The 25,718-nt window shown below is 60.6% G+C and carries 28 protein-coding genes and 1 tRNA gene; 19 read left to right on the top strand and 10 right to left on the bottom strand.

Features of this window, described 5'->3' with window-relative positions; genetic code table 11:
• Positions 1–78 precede the first annotated feature (78 nt).
• Positions 79–456 (top strand): winged helix-turn-helix transcriptional regulator, encoded by a 378-nt coding sequence (locus DVR09_RS02280; RefSeq protein WP_199798584.1) that lies wholly within the window; start codon positions 79–81, stop codon positions 454–456.
• 155 nt (positions 457–611) lie between these two features.
• A complete protein-coding gene (locus DVR09_RS02275) occupies positions 612–1,676 on the top strand; it encodes a hypothetical protein (protein WP_162814822.1) in 1,065 nt (354 codons plus the stop codon).
• Between the two features lie 35 nt (positions 1,677–1,711).
• Here the strand turns inward: DVR09_RS02275 and DVR09_RS02270 are convergent, their stop codons facing one another.
• Positions 1,712–2,266 (bottom strand): GNAT family N-acetyltransferase, encoded by a 555-nt coding sequence (locus DVR09_RS02270; RefSeq protein ID WP_199798583.1) that lies wholly within the window; start codon positions 2,264–2,266, stop codon positions 1,712–1,714.
• Between the two features lie 172 nt (positions 2,267–2,438).
• On the opposite strand from DVR09_RS02270, the gene DVR09_RS02265 reads away from it, so the two are divergent.
• Together DVR09_RS02265 and DVR09_RS02260 are read left to right on the top strand one after the other, a co-directional pair.
• On the top strand, positions 2,439–3,479 hold the full coding sequence (locus DVR09_RS02265) for an alcohol dehydrogenase catalytic domain-containing protein (protein ID WP_234041522.1): 1,041 nt from the start codon (positions 2,439–2,441) through the stop codon (positions 3,477–3,479).
• Entirely contained in the window at positions 3,476–3,895 is a 420-nt protein-coding gene (locus DVR09_RS02260; RefSeq protein WP_115415495.1) for a PaaI family thioesterase, read from the top strand. Before DVR09_RS02265 ends, DVR09_RS02260 begins: the two co-directional genes overlap by 4 nt.
• A gap of 25 nt (positions 3,896–3,920) precedes the next feature.
• On the opposite strand, the gene DVR09_RS02255 is transcribed toward DVR09_RS02260, so the two are convergent.
• A complete protein-coding gene (locus tag DVR09_RS02255) occupies positions 3,921–4,808 on the bottom strand; it encodes a GlxA family transcriptional regulator (RefSeq protein ID WP_162814820.1) in 888 nt (295 codons plus the stop codon).
• A gap of 103 nt (positions 4,809–4,911) precedes the next feature.
• Positions 4,912–6,078 carry a YbfB/YjiJ family MFS transporter gene (locus DVR09_RS02250; RefSeq protein WP_234041521.1) on the bottom strand — a complete coding sequence of 389 codons (1,167 nt, stop codon included), beginning with the start codon at positions 6,076–6,078 and terminating at the stop codon, positions 4,912–4,914.
• A 96-nt stretch (positions 6,079–6,174) separates the two neighbouring features.
• Here DVR09_RS02250 and DVR09_RS02245 point away from each other — a divergent pair, with 96 nt between their 5' ends.
• Positions 6,175–7,044: a LysR substrate-binding domain-containing protein gene (locus DVR09_RS02245; protein WP_115415492.1), complete on the top strand. Its 870-nt coding sequence runs from the start codon at positions 6,175–6,177 to the stop codon at positions 7,042–7,044.
• A 1-nt stretch (position 7,045) separates the two neighbouring features.
• On the opposite strand, the gene DVR09_RS02240 is transcribed toward DVR09_RS02245, so the two are convergent.
• Both DVR09_RS02240 and DVR09_RS02235 read right to left on the bottom strand, forming a co-directional pair.
• The gene (locus tag DVR09_RS02240) at positions 7,046–7,960 is read right to left on the bottom strand and encodes an EamA family transporter (protein ID WP_115415491.1); all 915 of its coding nucleotides are present in this window, start codon (positions 7,958–7,960) and stop codon (positions 7,046–7,048) included.
• Positions 7,957–8,802: a PhzF family phenazine biosynthesis protein gene (locus tag DVR09_RS02235; protein WP_115415490.1), complete on the bottom strand. Its 846-nt coding sequence runs from the start codon at positions 8,800–8,802 to the stop codon at positions 7,957–7,959. Before DVR09_RS02235 ends, DVR09_RS02240 begins: the two co-directional genes overlap by 4 nt.
• Before the next feature lie 36 nt (positions 8,803–8,838).
• Here DVR09_RS02235 and DVR09_RS02230 point away from each other — a divergent pair, with 36 nt between their 5' ends.
• Positions 8,839–9,789: a LysR family transcriptional regulator gene (locus DVR09_RS02230; protein ID WP_162814819.1), complete on the top strand. Its 951-nt coding sequence runs from the start codon at positions 8,839–8,841 to the stop codon at positions 9,787–9,789.
• Positions 9,790–9,809: 20 nt separating this feature from the next.
• Here the strand turns inward: DVR09_RS02230 and DVR09_RS02225 are convergent, their stop codons facing one another.
• A complete protein-coding gene (locus DVR09_RS02225) occupies positions 9,810–10,274 on the bottom strand; it encodes a cupin domain-containing protein (protein ID WP_115415488.1) in 465 nt (154 codons plus the stop codon).
• Between the two features lie 99 nt (positions 10,275–10,373).
• Between DVR09_RS02225 and DVR09_RS02220 the strand changes: the two genes are divergently transcribed.
• Positions 10,374–11,246 (top strand): LysR family transcriptional regulator, encoded by an 873-nt coding sequence (locus DVR09_RS02220; protein WP_115415487.1) that lies wholly within the window; start codon positions 10,374–10,376, stop codon positions 11,244–11,246.
• Positions 11,247–11,259: 13 nt separating this feature from the next.
• Here the strand turns inward: DVR09_RS02220 and DVR09_RS02215 are convergent, their stop codons facing one another.
• A complete protein-coding gene (locus DVR09_RS02215) occupies positions 11,260–12,186 on the bottom strand; it encodes an alpha/beta hydrolase (protein WP_115415486.1) in 927 nt (308 codons plus the stop codon).
• Positions 12,187–12,288: 102 nt separating this feature from the next.
• Positions 12,289–12,960 carry an FMN-dependent NADH-azoreductase gene (locus DVR09_RS02210; RefSeq protein ID WP_115415485.1) on the bottom strand — a complete coding sequence of 224 codons (672 nt, stop codon included), beginning with the start codon at positions 12,958–12,960 and terminating at the stop codon, positions 12,289–12,291.
• A 77-nt stretch (positions 12,961–13,037) separates the two neighbouring features.
• Between DVR09_RS02210 and DVR09_RS02205 the strand changes: the two genes are divergently transcribed.
• Positions 13,038–13,982, top strand: a complete 945-nt coding sequence (locus tag DVR09_RS02205; protein WP_115415484.1) for a LysR substrate-binding domain-containing protein — start codon at positions 13,038–13,040, stop codon at positions 13,980–13,982.
• 101 nt (positions 13,983–14,083) lie between these two features.
• On the opposite strand, the gene DVR09_RS02200 is transcribed toward DVR09_RS02205, so the two are convergent.
• Positions 14,084–14,160, bottom strand: a tRNA-Arg gene (locus DVR09_RS02200).
• A 295-nt stretch (positions 14,161–14,455) separates the two neighbouring features.
• Here DVR09_RS02200 and DVR09_RS02195 point away from each other — a divergent pair.
• The 9 genes from DVR09_RS02195 to DVR09_RS02155 all read left to right on the top strand — a co-directional run bounded on the left by DVR09_RS02195 (position 14,456) and on the right by DVR09_RS02155 (position 22,885).
• The gene (locus DVR09_RS02195) at positions 14,456–14,845 is read left to right on the top strand and encodes a hypothetical protein (protein WP_162814818.1); all 390 of its coding nucleotides are present in this window, start codon (positions 14,456–14,458) and stop codon (positions 14,843–14,845) included.
• Between the two features lie 77 nt (positions 14,846–14,922).
• Positions 14,923–15,420 carry an MmcB family DNA repair protein gene (locus DVR09_RS02190; protein ID WP_234041520.1) on the top strand — a complete coding sequence of 166 codons (498 nt, stop codon included), beginning with the start codon at positions 14,923–14,925 and terminating at the stop codon, positions 15,418–15,420.
• Between the two features lie 49 nt (positions 15,421–15,469).
• Entirely contained in the window at positions 15,470–16,186 is a 717-nt protein-coding gene (locus DVR09_RS02185; protein ID WP_115415482.1) for a sterol desaturase family protein, read from the top strand.
• Positions 16,183–16,653, top strand: coding sequence for a DUF2141 domain-containing protein (locus DVR09_RS02180; protein WP_115415481.1), 471 nt, complete (start codon positions 16,183–16,185; stop codon positions 16,651–16,653). Before DVR09_RS02185 ends, DVR09_RS02180 begins: the two co-directional genes overlap by 4 nt.
• Before the next feature lie 110 nt (positions 16,654–16,763).
• Positions 16,764–18,713: a PAS domain-containing protein gene (locus DVR09_RS17865; RefSeq protein WP_115415480.1), complete on the top strand. Its 1,950-nt coding sequence runs from the start codon at positions 16,764–16,766 to the stop codon at positions 18,711–18,713.
• A gap of 123 nt (positions 18,714–18,836) precedes the next feature.
• On the top strand, positions 18,837–19,877 hold the full coding sequence (locus tag DVR09_RS02170; RefSeq protein ID WP_234041519.1) for a phosphatase domain-containing protein: 1,041 nt from the start codon (positions 18,837–18,839) through the stop codon (positions 19,875–19,877).
• An 8-nt stretch (positions 19,878–19,885) separates the two neighbouring features.
• Entirely contained in the window at positions 19,886–20,788 is a 903-nt protein-coding gene (locus tag DVR09_RS02165) for an alpha/beta hydrolase (RefSeq protein WP_162814816.1), read from the top strand.
• Positions 20,789–20,799: 11 nt separating this feature from the next.
• Positions 20,800–22,179 (top strand): M48 family metalloprotease, encoded by a 1,380-nt coding sequence (locus DVR09_RS02160; RefSeq protein ID WP_115415477.1) that lies wholly within the window; start codon positions 20,800–20,802, stop codon positions 22,177–22,179.
• A gap of 19 nt (positions 22,180–22,198) precedes the next feature.
• A complete protein-coding gene (locus DVR09_RS02155) occupies positions 22,199–22,885 on the top strand; it encodes a DsbA family protein (protein WP_115415476.1) in 687 nt (228 codons plus the stop codon).
• Positions 22,886–22,889: 4 nt separating this feature from the next.
• Here DVR09_RS02155 and DVR09_RS02150 read toward each other — a convergent pair whose 3' ends face one another.
• Positions 22,890–23,501 (bottom strand): HD domain-containing protein, encoded by a 612-nt coding sequence (locus DVR09_RS02150; RefSeq protein ID WP_115415475.1) that lies wholly within the window; start codon positions 23,499–23,501, stop codon positions 22,890–22,892.
• Positions 23,502–23,583: 82 nt separating this feature from the next.
• On the opposite strand from DVR09_RS02150, the gene DVR09_RS02145 reads away from it, so the two are divergent.
• Both DVR09_RS02145 and DVR09_RS02140 read left to right on the top strand, forming a co-directional pair.
• A complete protein-coding gene (locus DVR09_RS02145) occupies positions 23,584–24,813 on the top strand; it encodes a sensor histidine kinase (RefSeq protein ID WP_115415474.1) in 1,230 nt (409 codons plus the stop codon).
• Positions 24,810–25,607: a LytR/AlgR family response regulator transcription factor gene (locus tag DVR09_RS02140; protein WP_115415473.1), complete on the top strand. Its 798-nt coding sequence runs from the start codon at positions 24,810–24,812 to the stop codon at positions 25,605–25,607. The genes DVR09_RS02145 and DVR09_RS02140 overlap by 4 nt, the downstream gene beginning before the upstream one ends.
• Positions 25,608–25,718: the final 111 nt, after the last annotated feature.

The raw sequence follows: 25,718 nt of genomic DNA, 5'->3' as shown, positions 1-25,718 counted from the left end.
GCAGTGCGCAACCGCGCCCCTGTGCCGCGAAGCGAGTGTCCGCTTGCAATAGCTGCGGAGCTTATCGGAGAGCGCTGGATGCTCCTGATTATCCGTGAAGCATTCTATGGTGTGATCCGCTTCGAGGACATGCTCGCCGACCTCGACATTCCGCGAGCGATGCTCTCGGATCGGCTCAAGAAACTGTGCGACGCGCAGATTCTTGAAAAGCGCCCCTATCGCGAGCCCGGCACCCGCCAGCGCATGGCGTATTTCCTGACGGCGAAAGGGCAGGCACTCGCCGCTCCGCTGATTTCGCTGAGCCAATGGGCCGAACAGGAAGTCATGGAAAAACCCGCGCCTGTCGAGTTTGTGCGTCGGGTGACCGGGGAGACGATCAGGGCGAAATTGGTCGACGCGAACGGCACCGTCGCGCAGCCCCGTGACATCACGATAAGATTGCCCGAACAGCGATAGCTGCAGCAGACACGGCTACCTCCCAGGACTTCAGAAGTCGGACGTTCCTATTCACCTGACAAACCGCATGCTCATGCTGCCAAATTTGACTGTTCTCTCCAAGGGAGACCGGCCTGCGCTAGGAACAGGCAGCACAACTTGGAGGAGCACCTGCGATGATCACGAAACCGGCACCCGGATATGTCTCGGCGATACTGATTTCGGTCACACTGTCGCTGTCTGCTTGCTTATATCCGGGAGAAACACGGCTCATGCAAGGCAAGGCAACCGACGCCGACTGGGCGATGATCCCGCGCGAGGATATTGCCATACTGGGAATGGAAGACCCGCAAAGCGGGGAAGAGATCGGTTTCGTCATCCAAATGGCGGCGGTCGGCCGCGATGGCGATGGAGCGGAAACCCAACCACGCGAACTTCTGCATGCCCTAGGTCTTGGCCAAACCTTTTCATACGATCCCGTCACTGGCGGACTTGTGCTGCGCATACCAACGCCAACGGCAGGACCACTTGCGCAAATTCCTCCAAAGCCTTCACGCAAGAATTACGTCGAAGGCGAAATGAGGTGGCTATGGTCATTGCTGGGCCGCCGTGTGGCCGAAGAGACTTATGACGATATGGCGGATCCCGACCCGGTCGAATTGCAAGCGCTCGATGACGGCACTTTCGAGTTCGAGCCGGACTTCAGCGATGATGACGACCCCGCGTCCAATGCTGTCGGCTATGTGGGCGGGTTCCGGGTGGCCGTCGAACTTGAAACGATCGCACCGATGACGCCGGAAAGAGTGAATCGTCCCAGAACCTTCTGGCCCATGCACTGCCCCGGCGCGGTCACTATTGCGCGCGATGCCGAAGGCGGCGCACCAGACAAGGTGGCTTTGCGCATAGTCGGCCAATCGCAAACGCGTTCGCTCGATCACTCTTCTGTCCTGCTTGGCCAGGTGATCGGCACAACCGATCCGCTGTCGAACGGAAGCTTTCTGTCTCATTGGTTCGGGGAGCGCCCTGCCCTGGCGGGTGCCGAGTTTACGCTCGTAACAATCAGCACCGGCCCGGAGGCCGAAGCCCTCGCAGGCGCGAAGTTTGCACGGTTGAAGGAGGACAGCGAAGCCCTTGCCGACTATGTTGATAACGCAGCAAAGGCGCTCGAAGCGGATCCGGACAGACCGGCAAAGCCGATTTCGCTGTGTGAGATCCCGCTACCGCTGAAACTGCTGAAATAGAGTCTTCGAACACGATCGAGATCGAGGTACGGGCACTATTGGGCTAGGGCAGGCCTCCGAAACACACCGATCGAACCTGATGGTCCGGTCGCGTCATAGTCCCATGCAAATCCGTTGCGCTCTGCTACGCGGACAGAGGCTTTGTTGTCGGGCTCGATAATGCACACACATTTGGTACCAAGCGTCCGATCGAACCAGTCGAGCGCGACTGCCACCGCTTCACTGGCAATGCCCGAACCCCAGGCCGATGGTGCGAGGCACCAGCCCATTTCCGGAGTGCCTTCGTGTCCGGGGCTGAGATCGCGCAAGCCTTCGAGGAAACCGATTTCGCCGAGAAAGCGGCCGTCCGACCTGTCTGTGATTGCCCAGAACCCATAGCCGAGGAGCCACCAGCTCCCGATATTGCGCTGGATCGTTGTCCAAACCTCGCTGCGGCTGCGCGGTTTGCCTCCGATGAATCGGGTCACCTCGCTGTCCGCCCACATCCTGGCAGCCGGATCCAGGTCTGTAGCCAGATGCGCGCGGATCAGTAGCCGCCGCGTCTCTAATTGCGGGATCGAGTGCGGGAGTACCGAGCCTAGAGGTTTCAATGGGTGATCCTTGAACTTGCCAGCAAATCTGCCCTGTACCGGCACCAAAAGGCGCGCCTCAGGACAATTAAACATCAATTCCTGCCACAATCCGCTGCCGCACGCACCTTGCCCGCAGCCGGTGGCAATGCCGATTTCGGTGTTCGGAACAAAGCAGACAAGAGGACCAAGGATGATGGATCCGTCAATGCGCAGCTGGGTCTTTCTCGAGCCGGGCAAGCTCGAGCTCAGGGAGGTGGACACGCCTTTCATCGAAGACGAAAACGAGGCTATCGTGCGTCCCCTCGTCATGGGGCGCTGCGATCTCGACCGCTTATACATGCGCGGTTACCTGCCGATGGGCAGCGGTGAACCGATTGGCCATGAAATCATCGGAGAGATCGTCGATCTGGGAACGCTGGCGGAGGCAGGCTTTGCACGGGGAGATCGCGTGATCGTCAGCGCGCAAATCTCCTGCGGGTCATGCGATATGTGCCGTACGGGAAATTCCGGCCGCTGCCGCTCGGTGCCCTTCGCAGCGAGCTACGGGATGGGCCGGGAGGGCGGATATGGTGGCGGCCTTTCGGACTATATCAAGGTTCCCTTCGCCAAGGCCATGATGGTGCCGCTTCCCGAACAGCTGGATGCAGGGCAGTCGATCGGTCTCGCCGATATGGCCAGCGACGCCTGGCGCAGCGTAGGCCCTCCGCTAAAGGAACGGCCAGGAGCCAGCGTCCTCGTCCTCGGCGGACTTGTTCCCGTTATCGGAATCTACGCGGCTGCAATCGCAATGAGATCGGGAGCAGCTGGCGTCCTCTACTGCGACCCCGACCCGGCAAACAGGGAAGCCGCAGCGCTCTACGGAGTTGACACAGCCTCCGCCCCGGACTCGCTGTCCAATGAGCCGGCGTTCGACGTGATCGTCGATGCGAGCGGAAACAGGGAATGGCTCAGGAAAGCTTTCGAACTCGTCAAGCCGGCCGGAACGATTACCGGGGTTGCGCCAGATTTCGTTTCGGGGGAACTTCCCCTCATGCAAGCCTATCAGAAAGGCGTTTCATTCGAGTTGGGTCGACCCAATTGCAGGGAAGGCATTCCCCCGGCCATTTCAACCCACCTTCATTGCGGCTTCGATCCTTCGTTGGTCGGACCGCGATTGTTTTCTTTCGAAGAGGCCGGTGAAGCCTGGGCAAGCGATAATCTCTACGTAGCAGTCGAAGCGAGCAAGCAATGACAGAAAGCCCCATCCCGCAAGGTTTCGCACGCCATGACCGCAAGAGCCCGGTTACCGATCCCTGGGAACCGCTCTATTCGAAAACATCGGAGACGGGCGTCACGCTCGGCCTGGTGGTTGCAAAGTCTCACTGCAACTCGCGCGGATTTGCGCATGGCGGCGTCATTGCCACTCTGGCGGATAATTGCCTCGGCCTGTCATGTGCCGCGAGGGATGCCGAGATCTCCGGGCTGGTGACAATCAATCTCGATGTCAATTATGTAGGTTCGGCGAAGATCGGACAGTGGCTGGAGTTCGCATGCACTTTTGCCAAGGTGGGACGATCGACGGTAATCGCGCAGGGAATAGCCGAGGCGGACGACGAGCGCTGCGCGAATTTCTCCGCTGTCTTCCAGGCCTATCGAAAAGAGAGTTGAGTACGCTGAAAGAACGTATCGGCTGTCAGGCCTGAACGGTCGCGGGCTTCCTCCCTAGTGCTCTTCGAAGCGTTTGGGCATTATGCATACCGACCTTCGCCGCAATACAGTCGGGTGAGCCTGCGTCCATCCCCATCATGTCGGCGGCATAGAGAACCCTTACCAGCTCCACGAATTTGGCAGGTGTGACACCGATCTCCTTGCGAAAGCGGCGATGCAGTGTCCGTTCTGTCATCGCGGATTGGCGGGCCATTTCCGTAACCGACCAGTCCCTGTCGGGGCGGGATATGATCGCGCTGCAGATCGAGCGGGTCCGTTCCGACGACGCGAAAAAACCCTCAAGAAGGCGGGATTGTTGCGGGTGACGCTCACCCCGGGGAAACGGAATGATCAACTGCCTCCCCACTTCGAGAGCGACCTCCTTGCCCAGGTCGGCTTCCACCCAATGCAAGGCAAGGTCCAGCGCCGATAACCTTCCAGCACAGGTGAACAGATTATCATCCTGGTGGAATATCTGCTCGCAAGTCCAGGCTACGCTCGGGAATCTGGTCTCCGCTTCTTTTCTGAGCGCCCAGTGTACCGTAGCCCTTCTGGCTTCTAGCAGCCCCATTCTCGCGATCGGGAAAACGCCGGCATGAACGCCGGCAAGCCGCCCGTCGGCACGATCGAGTGCAGCCTGCGCGATCTCGCGGTCTTCGATGACGATGTCGTCCAGTATTATTCTGTCGACACTGCAGGCGTCTTCCCCAAACCCATTATGATCGCGATTTGAACACCTCCTCGCATGCGAGGAACAGGTCAGTTGATAGAAGTCCCGGGCCAGCACTTCGTTGCAAGTCGAGAACGCCGAACTCAGGATACCCAGTTCGGCAGTTGGACTGCCGGCGCCGTAAAATTTGATCGCCTTCGTCAATTCAATCACCTGCCGATTCGGCTTCCTGCAAGGCCGGCAGAGTCCTCGTGACAGCCTGCGAGAGGCGAGCCTGGAGAGGCGAACGGCCTTGCGAAGCCTTGCACTACCATGCGGCGCCGTCTCGTTGCCGGTCCCAATCATGGGACCAGGCGATCAGGGACCCGGCGAGCAGAAGCATGGCCGATAACCAAAGCCCGTGGGTGAGCCCCGCGCTTCGATCGGAGACCACTCCGGTCATGAGGGGACCCACGATCTGGCCTGCGCTAAATGCGGCGGTCAGCGTGCCCAGCGCCTTGCTGTAGGCTTGTGAGGTAACTTCGGATTCCAATGCGTTAGCCACGCCTGCGACCACGGCAAGAAACGATCCTCCGAAGACAATAGCGGAAAGCAGCAAGGTCGCGTGGTCGGTTACGGCGAGCGCAAGGATCGTGCCCAGACAGACCATTGCCAACGGCACGGCGACCCGTTTGCCGCTGGAGGTCCGGGCGAAATATCTGCTCCAGAGACCTGCCGTAGCGACAGCGGCCAAGCCAAGGGCCACCCAGAACCAGCTGACAAAGGCAGTGGACAGGTATCCCGCGCCGCGCAGATAAGCGATGATGAAGGTCATGTAGCCGATGTACCCTGCGCCAAACAGGCCATAGGCCAAGAGGAGGCGACGAAGCTTGCGCGTGAGAGCGACCGAGGACGCTTGTCGATCATGGGCAGTAGCGTCGAAGGTGTCGATGACGAAAAACGCCGGAACCGCCAGGACCAGCGAAATTGCCGAAAGTCCGTACCAACCCGCTTGCCAGCCGAAGCCGTCGACCAGCCAGGGTATGACGAAGGCGGAGATTGCAATCCCGGCACCCGGTGCGGCAAAGTAAAGACCGGTGACTTTGGTAACGAAACGGGCGTCGATCCGCTTGGCATCGCGAATGACAAGCGCGGCTCCGGATATCATGCAGGAAGCACCTGCCACTCCCGACAGGGCACGGAAAAAGAGAATGAGGTTGAGGTCCGGCGAGAGGCCGGTCGCGCCAATCGATATGGCGGTAACCAGGAACGAGATTTTGAAGAGAAATTTCTCCCCAAACCGCCCGGCCAGAGAACCCGTCGCGAGCGCGCCAGCGAGATAGCCGATAGCATTCACGGTATTCAGCAAGCCGGCCGTGGCATAATCCAGTGCCAGCTGCTTCTGCATTTCGGGCAGGATCAGGGCATAGGAAAAGCGCGCGAATGCCAGAGCGATCGCCGCACCACCGGCAATCGCGGCAGTCCTCCAGATCAATTCGTTTCGGATCGAAACCGCTCTTTCCATAGCTCTGCTGTAGAGCTATCGATTGTTTTGCAATATCGAGTTATTTGGAACTAACCATTCCAAGATGTGGAAGGATTCCGGCTGGCCTACGATATCGATCCCTCGCACCTGCGCACACTCGTGGCTTTCGCGGACACGGGGACGTTGGCGAGCGCCGGAAAGATCGTCGGGCGGTCGCCATCTGCGATCACCGCGCAGATGCATAAATTGCAGGAGCTTGTAGGGCACCAGCTCATCACACGCGATGGCAGGCGATCCACTCTGACTCCCAGGGGTGAGGAACTTGTAGGGCATGCCCGCGAAATACTGAGCGCAAACGAACTCGCCTGGCAGGCGATGCAGGCTGCCCATGGCACTATCACCTTGTCGGTGGGGATCTTCGAGGATTTCGTCGACGGACGCTTTACCGAAGTCGTTCGCTCCTTCGGCAATTCAAACCGTCACGTTCAAATCTATTTGTCGAGCGCGCGTTCGGTCCGCTTGAATACTGCGATGGACGAAGGCGATCACGACATCGTGATCACGCACAGGGACAGGCCGACACCCGACGAGTATTTCTCGTTCTCCGAAAGCCTGGTCTGGCTGGCTGGCCGCGACGCCGTATTTGATCCCCGGTCCATTCCTCTCGCCTTCATGGAAGCGCCTTGCCGGTTCAGGGAAACAGCCCTGCGAGCCCTGGAAACGGCGCGCAGACCCTATCGTTTGGCGGCTTCTGCCACGAGCGTGTCGGCGCTGCTGGCTCTTGTGGCAGCCGGGCTCGGAATAACCGTTCGAACGAAGAGAGCCGAAAACCCGGCTCTGCGCCCGGCACCCGATCATCTGGAATTGCCCGACCTGGGGAAGGCAACCTTCGTTGTGCGGGTGAAGCCCAAATCGCGACCGGAAGTGCAGGACCTGGCGGACATTATCGTAGCAGCGCTGCAGCAAAGGCCATAAACTAGGGTTGGCAGGATTGCTCACCGGCTTTTCGGCCAAACCGTTTGCCCGCCCAGTTGGACAGCTGTGGTCCGGTGAGGCCCAGCAGCAGGCCTGCCATCACGAGCATCGACGCAATCACCTTCCAGGCGGGTAGCGGCTCGGCGAGCAGGAGGGCGGAAGCGCTCAGTCCGAAAACAGGAACGAGCAGGGCAAAGGGCGCGACTGTTGCCGAAGGGTAGCGATTGAGGAGTGCGGCCCAGATGCCGTAGCCGAACAGCGTGTTTCCAAGCGACTGCCAGATCACGGCGGCCCATGTCGATAGCGTTGCCGACCGAAATCCCGCTGCCATGGCGCTCCAGCCTTCGAACATGAAAGACAGGGCGAGCAGAACCGGAACCGGTGCAATGCTGCTCCAGACGACGAAACCCAGCACATTGGTGCCCGATGTCTTGCGCGAGATCATGTTAGCAAGCGCCCATGACGCGGCCGCAACAAGTACGAGGCCGACACCGGCAGCGGTAGTACCGCCATCTGCCCTCACCCCGATCAACACAATACCGGCGGTCGCAAGCAGCAGGGCCGCGATCTGCACACCGCGTACGCGTTCGCCGGTAAGCCACACCGACAGGCCGATCGTGAAGAACACTTGCGCCTGGATTATGAGCGAAGCGAGACCCGGCGAGATCATGCCGTCCATGGCGATGAACAGAATGCCGAATTGCCCTACTCCGACGAGGACCCCGTAGGACGAAAGGTTCAACCACGAGGTGGAAGGCCTGGGCACAAACAGGACCGCCGGGAAAAAGGCGATAACAAACCGGATCGTCGCAAAAAGCAGCGGCGGGAGCGCAAGCAACGCTTCGTGGATCACGACAAAGTTCGTGCCCCACACGAACATGACGAGCATGACCAGAATTATGTCGCGGCCGGTCATTGGGCTGGCCCGGCCTCGATCACGCGAACGTCCCCGGAAACCTGAACACCTTCTCCAGTCGTTTGTGGAATGGCGACATTCAATACCGACCGCATCCCCATGTCTTCGCCCTGGATGATGGTGATGTGCTGCCTTCCGGAATCGAGGTGATCGCGTAAGAACCCTGCGAAAGCGGCGGCGGCCGCTCCGGTGGCCGGATCTTCGAGCACACCGCCCGACGCGAAAGCATTTCGGACGTGGAATGTGCTGTCATCGCCTTCGAAGACCAGCGCAATCGTCGTCAATTGGTGTTTCCTCATCATGTCCCGCCCGGCTGCAAGATCGTAGGACATCGAGGACAGTCTCGTGCGATCCTTGAGGGGAATGATGAGGTGGTTTGCGCCCGCGTGGGCAACGACCGGGGGAAAAGTGCCTGTCAGATCGGAGCGGTCCAGTTCAAAGAGCTCGAGACCTTGCTGAGCTATTTCCTCATCGAAGCGGTGCCGCGTGCTCGGTGATACGAGCTGCGCGCGAAGACTGTCGCCGTTCGCTGACGCGGTGACATGAATGGTATTGTCGTTGAGGACGAGATCGTAACGACTGTCGCCATGCTTCCTGGCCAGTACCGCCCCCAAAGCGATGGTGGCATGCCCGCAAAATGGCACTTCTCCTTCCGGCGCGAAATATCGCACGCGCCACGCTTCGCCTGCAGGAAAGGCGAAGGCGGTTTCCGAATATCCCACGTCGGCCGCGATCTCCTGCATCGCAGTTTCATCGATTGCTTCGTCGCTCAAATAGACGCCGGCGGGATTGCCACCGGAAGCGCCATCGGAAAATGCGGCAAGTCTGTGAAGTTCCACCATACCATCCTTCAAAATTTGTGAGTCCCGGCCTAGCTAGTGGCGCAGGGTCTGGTTGATAATGCGTTTGGCAATTTCTACATTCGAACCTATAGGTTTCGAATGGATCGCATTCTGAGCTATCGGGTCTTTCTGAAGACGATAGAGACAGGCTCATTCGCAGCTGCCTCGCGCACTCTCGACATGACACCGCAAATGGCTGGCCGACACGTCGATACTCTTGAGAAAGAACTGGGCACACGGCTCTTGAACCGGTCCACCAGAAAGCTGGCGCTGACTGAGGCGGGCAGGGTTTTCGCTGCCGGTGCGCGGCAAATTCTGGAGTCTGTCGAAGCGACAAAGACATCAGTCCAGGCCTTGATGGAAGTGCCGAGTGGGCAATTGCGGGTTTCCCTTCCCTCGACCTTGGGGCGATGCAGAATTGTCCCCATGCTTGGATCGTTCTGCGCGCAATACCCGGAAGTTTCGCTGGATGTTTCGCTGTCCGACAGGCTCGTCGACCCGATCGGCGAGCGTTTCGACATATGCCTGAGGATTGGCGAACCGGCCGATTCCGAGTTGATGATGAAGCAGCTGCCATCCTACCGGGTCGGGGCCTACGCCGCTCCGCAATATCTCGAAGAGAACGGGACGCCGTCGCATCCGCGTGATCTGGCAGGCCATCGATGCCTGGGTTACGACTTCCGGTCATATCCCGCTCCGAACCTGTGGCGATTTTCTCAAGGCAAAGAAGCGATCGAAATCGATCCCCAACACCAGATTTCGGTTGATGACACCCATGCCCTGATCGACCTGGCCCTTGCGGGCGGCGGGATCGTCATGACCGGTGCAATCAATCTGGAAGACTACCTGACATCGGGTCGTCTGGTCCGGGTCTTGCCGGCATTCGATGGACCGAGGCGATCGATGAATCTGCTTTATCATCGCGCGAGCGCCGACGTGCCGAAACAGCGCGTCTTTATCGAATGGCTCGTTCGGCTGCTCGCTTAGCGGCTCGCCGCCGGTCGGTTTCAGGGGGCGACCGGCGGCCCTACGATCGTCTGGTTGTAGGTCGAACACACCTGCGCGACCTCGTCCTGATCGTGCGGGACCTCGAGATCGGCCAGCGCAGTGAAGAAGCGGTCATGTCCGCTCGGCGTGGCGACCAGAAGCATGGCCGCATCTTCGGACCCGACCGTAACGAAGCTGTGCACGAAGCCCTTCGGGACGTGAATGGTATCTCCAACGGTCACATTCATTTTTTCCTCGCCAACGAGGAACACGAGATCACCTGCTGTTACGTGAAAGATCTTGCTTTCGTCGTGCGAGATGTGGGCAGGCGACCCCATTCCTGGCGCGACCGACATTGCCATGACCGTGCTGGTCGCCTTTTCCCCGCCAAGTAGGATCTTTGCGTCAATGCCCGAGAACCGGGCGCGGGACGTTGCGGCGAGTTTTCCGGCCAGCCCAGCCGGATCATTTGTCGATGAAGACATTGGAGTCCTTTCCTTGAGAGTCTCCACGCTTTTACCCGCTTGCCAATTGCCGAAAAGACGGCAATTTACGGCAATTCTTGCCAACTATTTGGACAATCGATGAAGCTCGATCCGCTTGAAACCTTCGTATCGGTCGCGAAAGCGGGCAGCTTTACTGCTGCCGCCGTGCGCTCCGGCAGCCCGAGATCGACCGTCAGCATGCAGATCGCAAAACTCGAGGAGTCGCTCGGGGTGCGACTGTTCAAGCGCTCGACCCGGTCCATGGTCCTCACCCATGAAGGGCACGTGCTGCTTGAGAAGGTTGCTGGGCCGATCGAGCTGATTTCGGCTGCCGTCGATCAGATCGGAGGCAATCAAGCTGAATTGGCAGGCAGGATCAGGGCGACCGCCCCGGCCGATTTTCCGACGGAAGGTATCGCAGAGGCGATCGTTCGGTTTCAGAAGCAACACCCCCGCGTGGAGGTCGATTTGACAATGACCAACGCCCTTCTCGATCTGGTCGAAGAGAACATCGACATCGCTATCCGTGCCGGGCGCGGCTCGAGTGTAGAAGTGGTCGAACAGAAGCTGGCCGACATAGAGTGGGTTTTTGCCGCCAGCCGGGAGTGGCTAAAGAAGAACACACTGCCGGAACACAGTGCGGAAATTTCGCAATTCATCGCACCTTCGCCATCACTGAAGGCTTTCCTCGAGCATCACGTCCTCAGCAGTGCAAGCTTGCCAACGGGTCATATCCAGGTGGACAATCACATGCTCGCCGCCGCGCTTGTTCGCAAAGGTGCCGGTGTCGCGATTGTGCCAAGATCGGTAATCGCTTCGGAGTTGGTGGAGGGAAGCGTAGTCGCCATATTGGATGGCGAGATCCGGCACACTTCATCGCTCATGCTGAGTTTTCCCACCCGAGCCGACATGCTGCCGCGAGTGAGGATCTTCGGGGAGTTCCTAAAAGAATCCATGCGCTCGCGACGTTGAAGATCAAGCGCACCTATTCGGAAGGGGGAGACCCGCCTTCCTGCATGTACCATTCGGATGACAGATCGTAGTCGGGGGCAGGCAACCCAAAGGCCCACTTCAAGGCATCGTGTGCGGCATTGTGGTAGATCGTCCAGTGATGTTCGGTCTCGCGCCTGTCTGAATACATCCAGGTGAGACCAGCGGGCTGACCAGCGTTCAACGCCGCCACGATTTCATCCATTCCAGTTTGCATGGTCCCGCCCTCGTCGGCCATTGCCAGGAACAGAGTGCTCCCGGGCATCGATTCCGGCATGCGGCTTGCAGATGCTCGGGAGAGTGCACGGTCATCGTACCAGAGACTCGGACTGATCGCGATGTAGTCGGTGAACAGTTCGGGCTGCGAGAAGAACGTCTCGAGAATGAACAGTCCGGCCAGAGATTCGCCCAATACCGCTTTGCGCGCGCCCACACGATAATTGGCCTCGACGAAAGGGATTACTTCATCGGCAATATAACGCCGGAATTTTGGCGCGCCGCCAGCGCGGTCAGCAGGGCGGACATAGCGTGGATCAGCCGCGGTCTCGGTTAGTTCAAATGCGCGGTTGTCTGTTCGAATGCCAATGATGATCAACGGTTCGATTGTCCCGTTCAATACTCCCAACTGCGCTAGGCCAGAGATGTGATGGAAGTCTTGCTCCCGCCCGCCGTCGATCAGATAAACTGCGTTGTATTGCACGTTGCTGTCAGCGTAGCCGGGAGGGAGCCATACATTGATTTCGCGGTGCTCTTCGAAATGTGAGGAATAGAGTTGATGGCTCTGCCCGATGGCGATCGCAGTGCTCGCTGGCCGCAACGTGCCAGCGCACCCTTCGAGGACAAGCAGGAATGACAAACAGAGTGCCGTGAGCCCGGATCGGCTGGTTGCCTGCTTCTCGGGGATTGTAGATGGTTTAATCATGCATCCAAGCCTATCCCCGTCAAGACGGCGCCAGAAGGGCTTGCAGCCAGGTTGGCAGAGATCGGAGCGATTTTGTCGGTGGCGCCCGCCCGGCACCCCAACTCATTGTGCCGCCAACTCGGCAGCCAACGCTTCAACCTCCTGCTCCGCGCGAGCTATCGAAGCCTCCAGCCGATCGTCTGCAAATTCGTCGAACTCGATTGCGATATAGTGATGCTTCTCAATGCCAAGATACGACAACGGGGTCACAATGCCTGGCTCGACGTGATTCTGGTTTTTCAAACGTGAGGCATCGTCATAGCCATGATCGCCGCGGGAAGACAGGACCACCAAGGTCTTGTTATCGTCCTTCAACAGCGGCCAATAAGGCTCGTCTTCCCGGTTGCGGTCAAAACCAAATGTGCGGCCCACGCGAACCACATTGTCGATATAGGCTTTCAGCTGAGCGGGAACCCCAAAATTGTACATCGGTGACGCGATCACGATAATGTCGGACGCGATGAGTTCATCTACAAGTTTGTCGCTCTCCGCCAGCCTTTGCTGCATCCAGAAGCTTCTGTCCTGCTCCGGAGTGAAGGCTGCATGGATCCAATCCGGATCGACGGGGGTCGGAGGCAGCAAGCCTATCTCTCTGTGAAGGATTGTAGCTCCCGGACATCTGCAGCGCCATGTTTCGGCGAATTTCAACGAAAGTCGCCTAGTGTGCGACCCAAAGCTTGCAAAGTGGGAGGAAGCCGATCGGGCACTTGCATCGACAATCAGGACATTACTCATCGCAGAATTTCTCCATCGAAAATCATGAGATGAAACTAAGGTTCGACCTTCTCCGCACAAATGATTAGAACGCGCCTATGGATGAGAATGATTCATCTGGAAGAAGACGTCCGCTGCCGTCGCTGGTGGGCCTGCAGGCATTCGAGGCCGCGGCAAGACACACAAGCTTCAGGGACGCGGCCGACGAGATGGCGATCACGCCGACGGCAGTTTCTCATCGCATCCGCGGTCTTGAAGAACACCTGGGTGTCAAGTTGTTCGAGCGTCGCCCCCGCAAGGTATCCGTCACCGAGGCGGGCGCAGTCTTGCTCGACCACCTCGGACCGGCTTTCCAGGGCATTCGGGGCGGCTGCGATGCAGTCGCGCGCTTCGGGGGAAACCGGACATATACAATTACCCTAACATCGGTGCTCTCGGCTCTGTGGCTTACCCCACGACTTGATGCACTGCGCTCGCGCATGCCCGGAATTGGTCTGAGAATCCTAGCAACCGAGGACGTTGCCGACCTTCATGCACACGAGGCCGACTTCGCCATCCGACATTTTGCCCACAAGACAGACCTTAAAAGTCTCGAAGCTGTCTGGCTGGGCAGGGACCTGCTCTATCCATGCGCGAGTCCCGCGTTGATCGGACGCTCGGGCAAGACGCTGGCATCCCTGCCGCTGATCCATTTCGAGGTAAACAATCCCACGCACCACAAACAGTCATGGGAAGAATGGTTTGGGCGGCATGGTCACATGTCATCCCGCAAAAACGATCTCGACACGACGTTCAGCAATGAAATCCAGGCATTCTACGCCACGCTCGCGGGGCAGGGAGTTGGCCTGATTTCGCGAACGCTCGCCCAGGATTTCATCGACCGTGGATTGCTCACAGTGATCGATGATCGGCACATCGAAGGGGCGGAACTAGCTCTACTCAGGCGCGAGAATGCGCTCGCGGGATCTCTTGAGAACTCGCTTTGGAACTGGTTGCGGGTCAGCTTGTCAGAATGGAAATCTACTTCCGCAATCACCCCATAGGAGCTGTTCGATCTTGCAACAGCTACACAGAGTGAGCGTTGGCGCGCAGATCGAGAAATCCAGATAAAATTTACGCAAAAACTGCCTGATTTGAATGGCAATGGCGCACCCGACAGGATTCGAACCTGTGGCCTTCGCCTTCGGAGGGCGACGCTCTATCCAGCTGAGCTACGGGTGCTTTTGCTTACGCAGTGCTTACGCGGAAAGAATTTCAATGTGAACCCAATCCGTGAAAACAACTAAGTGCATGAAATTTCGATAAATTCCTTCTAAATTCTCGTCTTGACCTCTGCCTTCGGAGGGCAGCGCTCTATCCAGCTGAGCTACGGGTGCGTATGGTGCCGATAAGCGAGCGGGGCGCTTAGCAAAGCCAGCGTGCGCCCGCCAGCCTTAAAACGGATTGGCGGAAATGACGATGGGGGCGTTAGGCTTTTCGCAAGACTGGCCGCCTAGTCCTGTCGGGCATGAACGCGATGTCCCACCCGTTCGATCTGGCTCACGCCACCATGCTGCCGCCCACCCAGGTCGGGCTGCGCGAAACGCCGGACAGCACCTTATTGGCACAGCGATGGGAAGCGGTTCATGAAGCCGCCGCCGCGGTGGGCAATCTGGCCCAGCTTGGCCGCGAGCCACTCTCCCGGGAAATCATGGGACTGCCTGAGCGGGCCGCTGTAAGGGGCGGCTGGCATTACGACAGCGTCGTGCGCGGGATCGATGATCTTGCCGCGATGATGGAACCCGGTCTGCGGGCGCTTCTGTCGTTGACCGCACAGGGACAGGATACGACTGCCGCCGCACTTACCCTCTGGCGCGAATTTCACACCGCGCGGGCGGCGATCGTTGCTATCCTCGACGCTGCTTGAGTCTCGAAAAATCGACGGCGACTGCGATGTCGCCGGTATAGGCCCTGACGCGGTTAAGCCTTGACGATGTTCGGGGTATGTTCCATTTCGCCGACATGACGGAATCGCTTCTGGACGGACATACGGCGGCCCATGTCGCGCGGGGCGTAGCGCGGCTGTTCGCGCGCAACGACATATGGTGCCTGGCCGAAATGCCGCTGCGTGGCGGGCGGCGGGCGGACCTCATGGGTGTCGACCCCAAGGGGCGGGTCATCATCGTCGAAATCAAGGTCCAGCGGGGCGATCTGCTGGGTGACGGAAAATGGCCCGATTATCTCGATCATTGCGATCGTTTCTACTGGGGAGTGCCCCCGGGGTTCGATCACAGCCCGCTGGACGGCGAAGGCTATCGACCGGACAGTTGCGGAATCATCGTTGCCGATGGCTATGACGGGGAAATAGTGCGGCCCGCGCCGCTCGTCCCGCTGGCCGCGGCGCGGCGCAAGGTCGAAATCGAACGGCTCGCCCGCGCTTCCCTGCGCCGCGCCACGGTGGCGTTCGATCCGCATTGCTCGCCATGGGGCGTGATCGAATAGTTTTTGCCGGTTCCCCAGCAGGCGATCGCGCAGTAGGGTCGATTGCACGATGTGGATCGCGATCACTCTTTCCGCCCTTGCCATGACCGCGATCGTGGCCGGGCGCTATCTTGCCTCGAGCGGGATTTTCGCGGCGATCACCAATCGCGTGCGGCCGGGGTATCACGCTGGCCTCGGCAGCCAGATTCGCAGGGAGATCGGCTGGTCGCTCGTCTCGGCCGCGATTTACGGCATTCCTGCGGGCGTGGTCGCGTGGGGCTGGCAGGAGCGTGGGTGGACGCAAATCTATACGGATCCGGGCGCCTATCCGTTGTGGTACCTGCCTCTGGCCCCGCTGCTCTATCTGCTGGCGCATGACGCCTGGTTCTACTGGACGCACCGGTTGATGCATCGCCCGAACCTGTTCCGCACCATGCACGCCGTTCATCATGCAAGCCGCCCCCCGACCGCATGGGCGGCGATGAGCTTTCACCCGTGGGAAGCGATCACGGGCGCGGTGGTCATACCGGTTCTGGTTTTTGTCATCCCGATCCATGTCGCCATGCTGGGCGTGGTATTGATCGTGATGACGGTGATGGGGGTCACCAACCATATGGGCTGGGAAATATTCCCACGGCGACTGGTTCATTCCAAGTTAGGCGGATGGCTGATAACGGCCAGCCATCACCAGCGCCATCATGAAGAGTATCAATGCAATTACGGCCTCTATTTTCGTCACTGGGATCGTTTTTGCGGTACCGACAAGGGGCTCAGCCCCAACATATGAGCCGGTTGGGCGCGGTAGCCTTCCTGCCGCTCGGCGCGGTGCTTGCGGCCGCCTCGCCCCCTGCGCCCCCCGAAGACGGGGCGCTTACCGGGGCCACGATCAGCGTGACTGTGACCGAACTGCGCAATGCCAAGGGTATCGTGCGCGCCTGCATGACTACCGACGAAGGCAAGTTTCCGCGCTGCCGCGGCGTCGCGGGAGCGCACGGGGCCACGGCCGAAGCGCGCGAGGGGAGCGTGACCTTTACCTTCGCGGGCGTGAAGCCCGGCCGCTATGCCATTGCCCTGCTGCATGACGAGAACGCCAATGGAAAGGCCGACCGCGCACTGGGCATGATGCCCAAGGAAGGGTTCGGCTTTTCGCGCGATGCGAAGGTGCGGATGGGGCCACCCCGATTTTCCGAAGCCGCTTTCGACATCGGCACAGAGGATCGCGCGCTGACTATAAGGATGCGCTACATGCTCTGAAAATCTCCCGCAGACGGCCCGTTCCATGGTTAATTTCCTTAATCATATCTTTACTGCGCGACGTCCATATCGATGCCGAATGGGCAGAACTCTCGGGAGCCAATGCAGTGATGGACAGGCTAGGCGGTTTTTTCGGCTCGCGTGAAGCGGAGGAAGACTGCGACGACGACTATGTCGAGCCGTTCGACGCCGATATCGAGCCGCCGCCCTCGCCTGTTGGTCAGGACGAACGCCGGATGCAGGTACGCGCCTATAATCACTGGGCGGGTCTGCTGGGCGATCTCAACTTCCCGCCGATCGCAGACCTCGAGCCCGGCACGCTGAAGGATTTCGGCCCCTATTCGGTCCTGCTGGATCTCTCGGACGATGTCGAGGATCCGAAAATCGGCTTTGTGGGCGCCGAATTGGCGGCCGAGTGCGGTCAGACGGGAGATCTAGTCCGGCTTTCCGAAGTCCCCAGCCGATCGGTGCTCAGCCGCATTACCGATCATTACATGCAGATCCTCGCGAATGAGGCGCCAATCGGTTTCGAGGCCGAATTCGTCAACGAAACAGGGGCCTCGGTCCTCTATCGCGGAATTCTGCTGCCCTATTCGAGCAACAACGCGACGATCGACTTCATTTATGGGGTGATAAACTGGAAGGAAATGGCCGACCGGGAAACCGCCGACGCCCTGCTGCTCGAGCTCGATCAGGCGCTCGGCACAATGGACGAATACGCCTTGGAGGGCGAGGACACGATCGACACGGTCGAAACGCTTGCGGCCTCTCCGCATGGCCGCCATGACCGCGGGGTGCTCGAACTCGGGGATCGTGCGATGATGGACAGCCACGGATCGGGAGCGCTGCCGCGACCGGCGTTCGGACCTGCCGAAGAACATGGCGGTGCCGACGAGGCACCCGGCCGTGCATCGCAGGCCTCCGCCGCGCCGCGCATGGATGCGCTGGGCAATCCGGTCGGCACCCATGTCGCCGACGACGAGTTCGGTGGCGCGGACGATGATTTCGACGATTTCGACAGCGGTATGAAGACCGCCGCCGATTACGGACTGCCCGAATGGGATGAGGACGAAGAAGACGAGGAGGATGTCGACGGGGTCGTCGACCCTCTGGCCGACGAAGATACCGCGAGCAGCCTTGTCGCGCTGGTCAGCCGCAGTGAACGCACGAAGAAAACCGTTCTTCTCTCGCGCAGCGCACCCGTAGCCACTCTGCCGCATGGCTATGGGGACGAGGAAATAGCTGCGCCGCCGCGCCAAGCCGAATTCGATGCGGAGCGGTTCGAAAAGCCCACGGATCCCGTCGCCCGATATGGAACCCTTTCCGAAGCTGGCGAATCCGGCATCGCCGCGGAAAATGAGACTGTCGGGGCCGATGCGCATACGGAACCTGCGGGCAAGGCCATCGCGACGAACACCGGGGCGGAGGAGATTCCCGCCGATGCGCAGGCCTCACCGGAAGGTTTGTACGATTGCCTCGCCGCAGCGCGCGAGATGGCGCAAACCGCGCAGAACACGGAAGATCGCAGCCGCAAGGCGCTTTATGCCGCTGTCGGCCGAGCCTATGATTTCAGCCTCGAAGCGCAGCAGGCACCCGACGATTTCGACGAGCTTTTGAATGAAAATGGGCTGACTTTCCAAGACCGCGCGCCGATGACCCCGGTGGTCAAGCTGGTCTTCGGTGCCGATTACGACAAGACGCGCCTGACCGAATACGCCGCCGTTCTGATGCACGCCCACCGTGTCGGCGTGGAGCGCGGCAAGCTGACCGCATTCCTTCGCGAGGCGGAGGGGGGCCTCAAAGGCGTGGTCCAGGCGGAACGCCGCGCACGAAAGGAAGAACAGGGCAAACCAGTCGCCGACGAGAAAGCGGTACGTCCGGCGCTGGCCGGGAAATTGCGCGCGCTGGACCCGCTCTCGCTCGCCGAACTGGACGAGGAAGGCGCCGAATTCGCGCTTGTGATGGTTCGCCGCACGCCCGAGGGCGCGCTGGATATTATTGGCGAAGTGCCCGAGGATATCCCGCTCGTGGAACGCGCGGCGCGCAAGCTGCTCGGCTAGAACGGCACTTCCACAAAGGGCTTGTCGGCGCTGCGCCGCAACGGCTAGCGCGGGGCGATGCCGTTCCTGCCTACCGCGTCCGTCCGTATCCAGCCTTATTTCGGTTACCGAAATCGAGAACGATTGCGCATTACAGCGCGCGCGTTGCGATCGCGGGTGGGCCGGTTCGAGAAACGCGGCAAATGGCGCGCCGCCAAAACGATGCTGGGCCAATTCGCCAGCCACGAGGTCGCGGAATTTCCCGTCGAGCTCGAAATCGCGCGCCCCGGCGCCAATAGCCAGCGCCATCAGGGCCTGACCGATAAGGAAGGCTTCGTCCATTTCGACATTCGCCTCGATCCCGAATGGTCTTATGACGATCATCCGGCCTGGGAAACCGTGGTCTTTCACTGGAAGACGGCGGGAGAGGAGCAGTGCCTCGATGCGCATGTGATCGCTCCTGGCACCGACACTGCCCTGGCGGTCATTTCGGATATCGACGATACGATCATCGAAACGGGAATTACCGGCGATTTCCGCAAGGTCATGCGCAATTGGCGGCGCGTTTTGATGCAGATGCCCGAAGAACGCATCATCGTGCCCGGTGCGGATGTCTTCTACAATGCGCTGGGCGGCGGCGACGTGCTGGCGGAAGGCGAGGGTCATGTAGGAGAAACCCAGCCGGCCACGCATCGGCCCTTTTTCTATGTATCGTCCAGTCCGTGGAATCTGTTCAGCTATCTCGTCACCTATATCCGGGGTCGCGGTCTGCCGCTGGGGCCGATCTTCCTGCGCGACTGGGGGCTCAACCGCGAAACCTTCGGTTCGTCGAGCCACGGTGCGCACAAGCGCGCGGCGATCGACGGTATCCTTGGCGCCTATCCCGACATGAAGTTCGCCCTGATCGGCGACGACAGCCAGGGCGACCTCACCGCTTTCGCCGATGTGGCGCTGGAGAATCCGGATCGCGTGCGCGCCATATTCATCCGCAAGGTCGGTGACGCGATGAGCCCCGAAGAATTGAACGCGAAGGCAAAGCTGAAGGCCGCGAACATACCGCTGTGGCTGGGCACCAGCTACGATACGGGGCACAAGTTTCTGGCGTCGGTGGGGCTGTTGGCGGACGAGGAAGCCAGGGCGATCGTCGATTCGGTCGAACGAACCGATCCTTCGACCGCCGGGTGAAGCGCCCGATGAAGCTTCTGATCGGCGTCGTGGCGGTGCTGGCTGTGGCGGGCGGCATGCTGATGCTGGCAATCCGCAATAACGGGCCTGCGGTTCTCGACGCGATCGACAGGCTGACCGGGGGGACGCGGGGTGTCGTGCTCGTCGCCAAGACGAGCTATGGCGGGCATCCGGATCAGAAGCTGCGCATCTACGCGCCTGCCGCCGCGACGCAGCCGCTCCCGGTGCTGGTCTTCGTTCATGGCGGGAGCTGGCGCTGGGGCGATCCCGACGATTACAATTTCGTTGCCCGTTCGCTGGCGCCTGAGGGTTTCCTGGTGGTGCTCGCAGGCTACCGACTGGGCGAGGACGGGCGCTATCCCGCCATGCTCGAAGATACTGCCTCCGCCATCGCGCACGCTGCGCGTCTCGCGCCTCGCTATGGCGGCGACCCGGCCAGAATGGTGCTGGCGGGCCATTCCGCCGGTGCCTATAATGTCGTGCAAACCGCGCTGGAGGAGAAGTGGCTGGCAGACGGCCCGGGCCGCATACGCGGCGTCGTGGGACTGGCCGGGCCTTACGATTTCTTCCCGTTCGACAGCGAATCGACCATCGCCAGCTTCGGTTCGGTCGAGGCAGGAGCTGCGAGCCAGCCGGTCAATCACGCCCGCGGCGATACGGTGCCCATGCTGCTGATTCATGGCGAGCGCGACACGCTGGTCAAGCCGCGCAATACGCGCGCCCTGTCCCGTGCCCTGCGCGCAGCCGGCGCACCGGTCGAAACGCTGTTTTATGAGGAGTTCGATCACAATGCGCCGCTGGTTTCACTGGCCAGTCCCTGGCGGCGATCGCGCGATGTCGACAATGCGCTGATCGATTTCGCACGTCGGGTGAGCGAGGTTTCAGTTCCGGTTCAGGCCGAAACCCCTTAGGCTGCCCGCCAATGCGCCTGATTGCCCGCCTGCTCGCCATTCTTGCCGCCGCTATGCTCGCGGCGCAGCCGGTCGCCGCCCAGTCGATCCTGCGCGATGCGGAGACCGAGGCGTTTCTCGACGAGATATCCGCCCCCCTTATCGCCGCGGCGGGGCTCGAACCGGAGAATGTGGATATCGTTCTCGTCAACGACCGCTCGATCAATGCCTTCGTCGCCGGCGGGCAGATAGTCTATATTCATTCGGGCCTGATCGAGGCCGCAGACTCCGCCGAGGAAGTTCAGGGCGTGATCGCCCATGAGCTCGGCCACATTACCGGCGGTCATATCCTGCGTTATGGCGAAGGCGCGGCCTCCGCGACCAAGATTTCGCTGCTCTCGGTGCTCGCCGGGATCGGCGCCGCGCTGGCCGGGGCGGGCGAGGCGGCCATGGGCGTGATGGCGCTGGGCCAGCAGGCCGCGCTCGGCCAGTTCCTGTCCTTCAGCCGGACGCAGGAATCCTCGGCCGATTTCGCGGGCGCCGAATATCTTTCGAAGGCGGGAGTTTCCGGCCGGGGGTCGCTGACCTTCTTCGGCAAGCTGCTCAACCAGGAATATCGTTATGGCTACAGCCAGAGCGACGAGGCCGGCTTTTATCGTACCCACCCCTTGTCGGGCGATAGGATTGCCGCGCTGCGCGAAGTCTATGAAAAGGACCCGGCATGGGATCGGCCGCCCAATGCACGCAATCAGGCCAACTTCGACCGCGTGAAGGCCAAGCTGACCGGTTACATCGCCAAGCCTTCCGCAACCCTGCGAGACTATCCCGAAACCGATCAGTCGATCCCCGCGCTCTATGCCCGTGCCTATGCCTATCACCAGAACGCCCGGGTGGACCGCGCGCTCGATGCGGCGGATGCGCTGATCGCGACGAGCCCGGACGATCCCTATTTCCTCGAACTCAAGGGGCAGGTGCTGCTCGAATCGGGGCGCCCGGGCGAAGCGCTCGATCCGCTGCGCCGCGCGACTGCCCTGACCAATTCCGAACCCCTGATCGCCAGCATGTTCGGCCATGCGCTGATCGCGACCGAAGATCCGGCCAATTACGAAGAGGCCGAGCGCGTATTGCGCGCCGCGGTGGGCCGAGACCGGCGCAACCCGTTTGCCTGGTACCAGCTCGGCGTGGTCTATGCTGCCCGTGGCGACACCGCCCGGGCGCGGCTGGCGACGGCGGAGCAACAGGTGATGAGCGGACAATATGCGCTCGCGCTGCGCAGCGCCCAGGCGGCCGAGGGCGAACTCGAGCGGGGAACGCCCGACTGGATTCGCGCGCAGGATATAGGCATGCAGGCGCGCGCGCTGCTGGAACGGCAATGCGAAATGGAACGCGGGCGCAATTGCGCACCGCGCTGACTGACGGATTAGGGGCCTTATGAGAAATCATCTGCTGACCGCGCTGATCGCGCTGGTGTTCGGCTTTGCCGGTGCCGCGCTGTGGTCGCTGTCCGGCCTCGGCAACGGCCAGACTCGCGACTATTTGCTCGCCAATCCGCAGATCCTGCCCGAGATGGCCGAAGCCTATCAACGCGGGGATGCGCAAAACCGACTGGCGCAGATCGCGGACGAAGTGAAGCAGCCCTTCCCCGGCGCGGTGCTTGGCAATCCCGACGGATCGAAAGTGCTGGTCAAGTTCACCGATTATGGCTGCACCTATTGCCGCCAGTCGGTCGCAGCGATCGACGAGCTGATCGCCACCGATCCCGAGCTCAAGGTGGTGGTGCGCGAATGGCCCATTTTCGATGGCAGCGAACAGGCTGCGCGCATGGCGCTCGCGGCAGCGAAACAGGGCAAGTATCCCGCCTTCTATCACGCCATGTTCGAACAGGGTCCCCCAAGCGAGGGCACGATTGCCCGCGCCGCGCAGATTGCCGGGCTCGACATTGCCGCCGCCGAGGTTTTCGCGCAGTCCGACGAAGCGACCGCCGAACTGGCGAAGACCATGGCTTTCGCCCGCACATTGCAATTCACCGGCACGCCGAGCTGGGTAGCGGGCGGCGAGGTGATCGAGGGGCTGGTTCCCGCCGAACGGCTCGCCAAGGCGCTCGACGCCGAAACCTAGGCGCTCACTCCTCTTCCAGTGCCTTCGCATAGGCCGAGGCGATCGGTTTCGCCATCACGCGGCGCACCATCGGTTCGAAGAACTCAAGCGGTTCGCTGTCGTAATCGGGATCGAACGCTGCCTGATCGTATTTTTCGCAAAATTCGCGGCAGGCCTCGAAATGGGGATGATCCGCGAACTTGTCGCGCGCATTCTGGTCCATGCCGAGAAAATGAAAATAGTAATAGCCCTGGAAGGCACCGTGATTCTGGCAGATCCAGTGCACTTCCTCGCTCACGAAGGGCTTGATAATCGAGGCGGCGACTTCGGGATGATTGTAGCTCCCCAGCGTGTCTCCGATGTCGTGCAGCAGCGCCATTACGACATATTGCTCGTCGCGCCCGTCGCGATGTGCACGGGTCGCGGTCTGCAGGGAATGCTCCAGCCGACAAATCGGAAAGCCTCCGAAATCGCCGTCGAGTAGCTTGAGATGGTCCAGCACACGGTCGGGCAACCCCTTGGCAAAGGCGCGATATTCGCCGCCAATGATCGCCCAGTCTTCGGCCGTGCCTTCCTTCATCTCGCGGAACTTGGCGCGTTCGCTGGCTGCATGTTCGATATTTTCCTGCACGCCCATCGCGTCTCTCCCTCGCTTCGGCTGTCGGCGGCACTCTAGCGACTGGCGCAGTTCGTCGCAATTGCGCTAGGGGTTCCCGCACATGGCCGTGTTGCCCATCCGACCCACGCCGTTCTTCGAGAACAAGAACCAGGCGTTCTGGAACCTCCAGCTGGCTGGCTGGGGCGGGACGACACTGCTGCGCGCAATGTCGGCGCTGGCGAACGACCTTCCGCCCGACCGGCTGGTCATCAATCTGATTTCCACCATCACCGGATTTTCGATCAGCCTGCTGCTGGCCGTCACCTACAATCGGCTAATCCGCCAAAAGCCACTTGTCACATGGGGCGCGACGACCGTGGTTCTTGCGATCGCGACCGGAATCTATGCCTTCATCGACAGCTGGGTTCTGGAAGTAGCGGGCGGCGCGACGAGCCAGAATTTCGCCAAGCTGTTCATCGGTATCTACTTCTTCAACCTCACCCTGCTCGGCGCTTGGTCGGCGCTGTATTACGCGATCAATTTCTTCCTTCAGGTGGAAGAACAGGCCGACCGGCTCGAACGGCTGGAAGCGCAGGCGACCAGCGCGCAGCTCGCCATGCTGCGTTACCAGCTCAACCCGCATTTTCTGTTCAATACGCTCAATTCGATCAGCACGCTGGTGCTGCTCAAGCAGAGCGAGACGGCCAATGCCATGCTGACCCGCCTGTCGAGCTTTCTGAGGCATACGCTGGTCACCCAGCCGGGCGGGAAAGTGACGGTTGAGCAGGAGGTCGAGACATTGCAGCTCTATCTCGGCATCGAACAAATGCGTTTCGAGGAGCGCCTGCGCTCCACCTTCCGCATCGAACCTGAGGCGGCAAAGGCCCAGCTGCCGGCCATGCTGCTGCAACCGCTGGTCGAAAATGCGATCAAATACGGCGTCAGCCCGCAAGAGGAAGGCGCACAAATATCGATCGCAGCGCAGGTGGTCGGCCCGCGCCTGCGCGTCACCGTGTCCGATACCGGCCCCGGCATGACGATGAACAATACCGAGGACGGTCTGCCAGCCGTCAGACCCAGCCGTGCGCGGCGCGATTCGACCGGCGTCGGCCTCACCAATATTCGCGACCGGCTGGCCCAGGCCTATGGCGAGGAACACCGCTTCGAAATCCGGTCGCCCGAAAGCGGCGGGTTCTCGGTGCTGATCGAACTCCCCTTCGAAACGGAGGAGGCCGAGGCGTTAAGCCGCGAGCAAGCCCCCGGCGCCCAAGTCGAACCCGTTAAGAAACCTGCGGCTCGCCCGGCCGTTACACCCTCACCAACACCCCCGAAAGCACACCAGGCATCATGACTATTCGAACCATCCTCGTCGACGACGAGAAGCTTGCGATCCAGGGCCTCCAACTGCGCCTCGAACCCTTTGAAGACGTCGAAATCATCGAGACCTGCCAGAACGGTCGCGAAGCGATCCGCGCGATCAAGACGCTGAAGCCCGATCTCGTCTTCCTCGATATCCAGATGCCCGGTTTCGATGGCTTTTCGGTCGTCCAGGGCGTGATGGAGATCGATCCGCCGCTGTTCGTTTTCGTCACCGCCTTCCAGGAACACGCGATCCGGGCCTTCGAAGCCAATGCGGTCAATTACCTCATGAAACCGGTCGACGAGGACAAGCTCGCCGACACGGTCGAACGCGTGCGCCAGCGGCTTGCCGAAAAGAAATCGACCGAAGAGGCGGAGAAGCTCAAGAACGTTCTCTCAGAGGTCGCTCCCGAAGCTGCGGAAGGCTTCGCCGGTGAGGAAGCGGAGGCGTCGAGCAGGTATGAGAAGCTCATCAACGTCAAGGATCGCGGCCAGATCTTTCGTGTCGAAACCGACACGATCGAGCATATCGAGGCGGCCGGCGATTATATGTGCATTTATACCGGCGACAATTCGCTGATCCTTCGCGAGACGATGAAGGACCTCGAACGCCGTCTCGACCCGCGCAAGTTCCAGCGCGTCCACCGCAGCACGATCGTCAATCTCGACCAGGTGCGGCAGGTGAAACCGCACACCAATGGCGAATGCTTCCTGGTGCTCGACTCGGGCGCCGAGGTTAAGGTCAGCCGCAGCTACCGCGACGTGGTGGCGCGCTTCGTGCATTAGTTTGCTTTTCCCACCGACATCCGTCGGTGCGTCCTCGCTAGACGTGCAGCAAGCTGCACCCGCTGCGGGCGGGCGCCCTTGCCGGGCCTCCCCCGGCCCGGTTAGGAGCAC

This window comes from Erythrobacter aureus (genome assembly GCF_003355455.1).
Lineage (GTDB): Bacteria > Pseudomonadota > Alphaproteobacteria > Sphingomonadales > Sphingomonadaceae > Qipengyuania > Qipengyuania aurea.
This window is presented reverse-complemented; position numbering and strand designations above follow the sequence as displayed.

Coding starts and splice junctions, on each gene's coding strand:
- DVR09_RS02235 (WP_115415490.1), bottom strand. CDS start 8,802: ATGGTGGAACTTCACAGACTTGCCGCATTTTCCGATGGCGCTTCCGGT.
- DVR09_RS02280 (WP_199798584.1), top strand. CDS start 79: ATGCTCCTGATTATCCGTGAAGCATTCTATGGTGTGATCCGCTTCGAG.
- DVR09_RS02215 (WP_115415486.1), bottom strand. CDS start 12,186: ATGATTAAACCATCTACAATCCCCGAGAAGCAGGCAACCAGCCGATCC.
- DVR09_RS02185 (WP_115415482.1), top strand. CDS start 15,470: ATGTGGATCGCGATCACTCTTTCCGCCCTTGCCATGACCGCGATCGTG.
- DVR09_RS02180 (WP_115415481.1), top strand. CDS start 16,183: ATGAGCCGGTTGGGCGCGGTAGCCTTCCTGCCGCTCGGCGCGGTGCTT.
- DVR09_RS02265 (WP_234041522.1), top strand. CDS start 2,439: ATGATGGATCCGTCAATGCGCAGCTGGGTCTTTCTCGAGCCGGGCAAG.
- DVR09_RS02165 (WP_162814816.1), top strand. CDS start 19,886: ATGAAGCTTCTGATCGGCGTCGTGGCGGTGCTGGCTGTGGCGGGCGGC.
- DVR09_RS02225 (WP_115415488.1), bottom strand. CDS start 10,274: ATGTCTTCATCGACAAATGATCCGGCTGGGCTGGCCGGAAAACTCGCC.
- DVR09_RS02140 (WP_115415473.1), top strand. CDS start 24,810: ATGACTATTCGAACCATCCTCGTCGACGACGAGAAGCTTGCGATCCAG.
- DVR09_RS17865 (WP_115415480.1), top strand. CDS start 16,764: ATGGACAGGCTAGGCGGTTTTTTCGGCTCGCGTGAAGCGGAGGAAGAC.
- DVR09_RS02145 (WP_115415474.1), top strand. CDS start 23,584: ATGGCCGTGTTGCCCATCCGACCCACGCCGTTCTTCGAGAACAAGAAC.
- DVR09_RS02190 (WP_234041520.1), top strand. CDS start 14,923: ATGTTCCATTTCGCCGACATGACGGAATCGCTTCTGGACGGACATACG.
- DVR09_RS02240 (WP_115415491.1), bottom strand. CDS start 7,960: ATGACCGGCCGCGACATAATTCTGGTCATGCTCGTCATGTTCGTGTGG.
- DVR09_RS02275 (WP_162814822.1), top strand. CDS start 612: ATGATCACGAAACCGGCACCCGGATATGTCTCGGCGATACTGATTTCG.
- DVR09_RS02210 (WP_115415485.1), bottom strand. CDS start 12,960: ATGAGTAATGTCCTGATTGTCGATGCAAGTGCCCGATCGGCTTCCTCC.
- DVR09_RS02150 (WP_115415475.1), bottom strand. CDS start 23,501: ATGGGCGTGCAGGAAAATATCGAACATGCAGCCAGCGAACGCGCCAAG.
- DVR09_RS02160 (WP_115415477.1), top strand. CDS start 20,800: ATGCGCCTGATTGCCCGCCTGCTCGCCATTCTTGCCGCCGCTATGCTC.
- DVR09_RS02260 (WP_115415495.1), top strand. CDS start 3,476: ATGACAGAAAGCCCCATCCCGCAAGGTTTCGCACGCCATGACCGCAAG.
- DVR09_RS02220 (WP_115415487.1), top strand. CDS start 10,374: ATGAAGCTCGATCCGCTTGAAACCTTCGTATCGGTCGCGAAAGCGGGC.
- DVR09_RS02205 (WP_115415484.1), top strand. CDS start 13,038: ATGGATGAGAATGATTCATCTGGAAGAAGACGTCCGCTGCCGTCGCTG.
- DVR09_RS02155 (WP_115415476.1), top strand. CDS start 22,199: ATGAGAAATCATCTGCTGACCGCGCTGATCGCGCTGGTGTTCGGCTTT.
- DVR09_RS02195 (WP_162814818.1), top strand. CDS start 14,456: ATGTCCCACCCGTTCGATCTGGCTCACGCCACCATGCTGCCGCCCACC.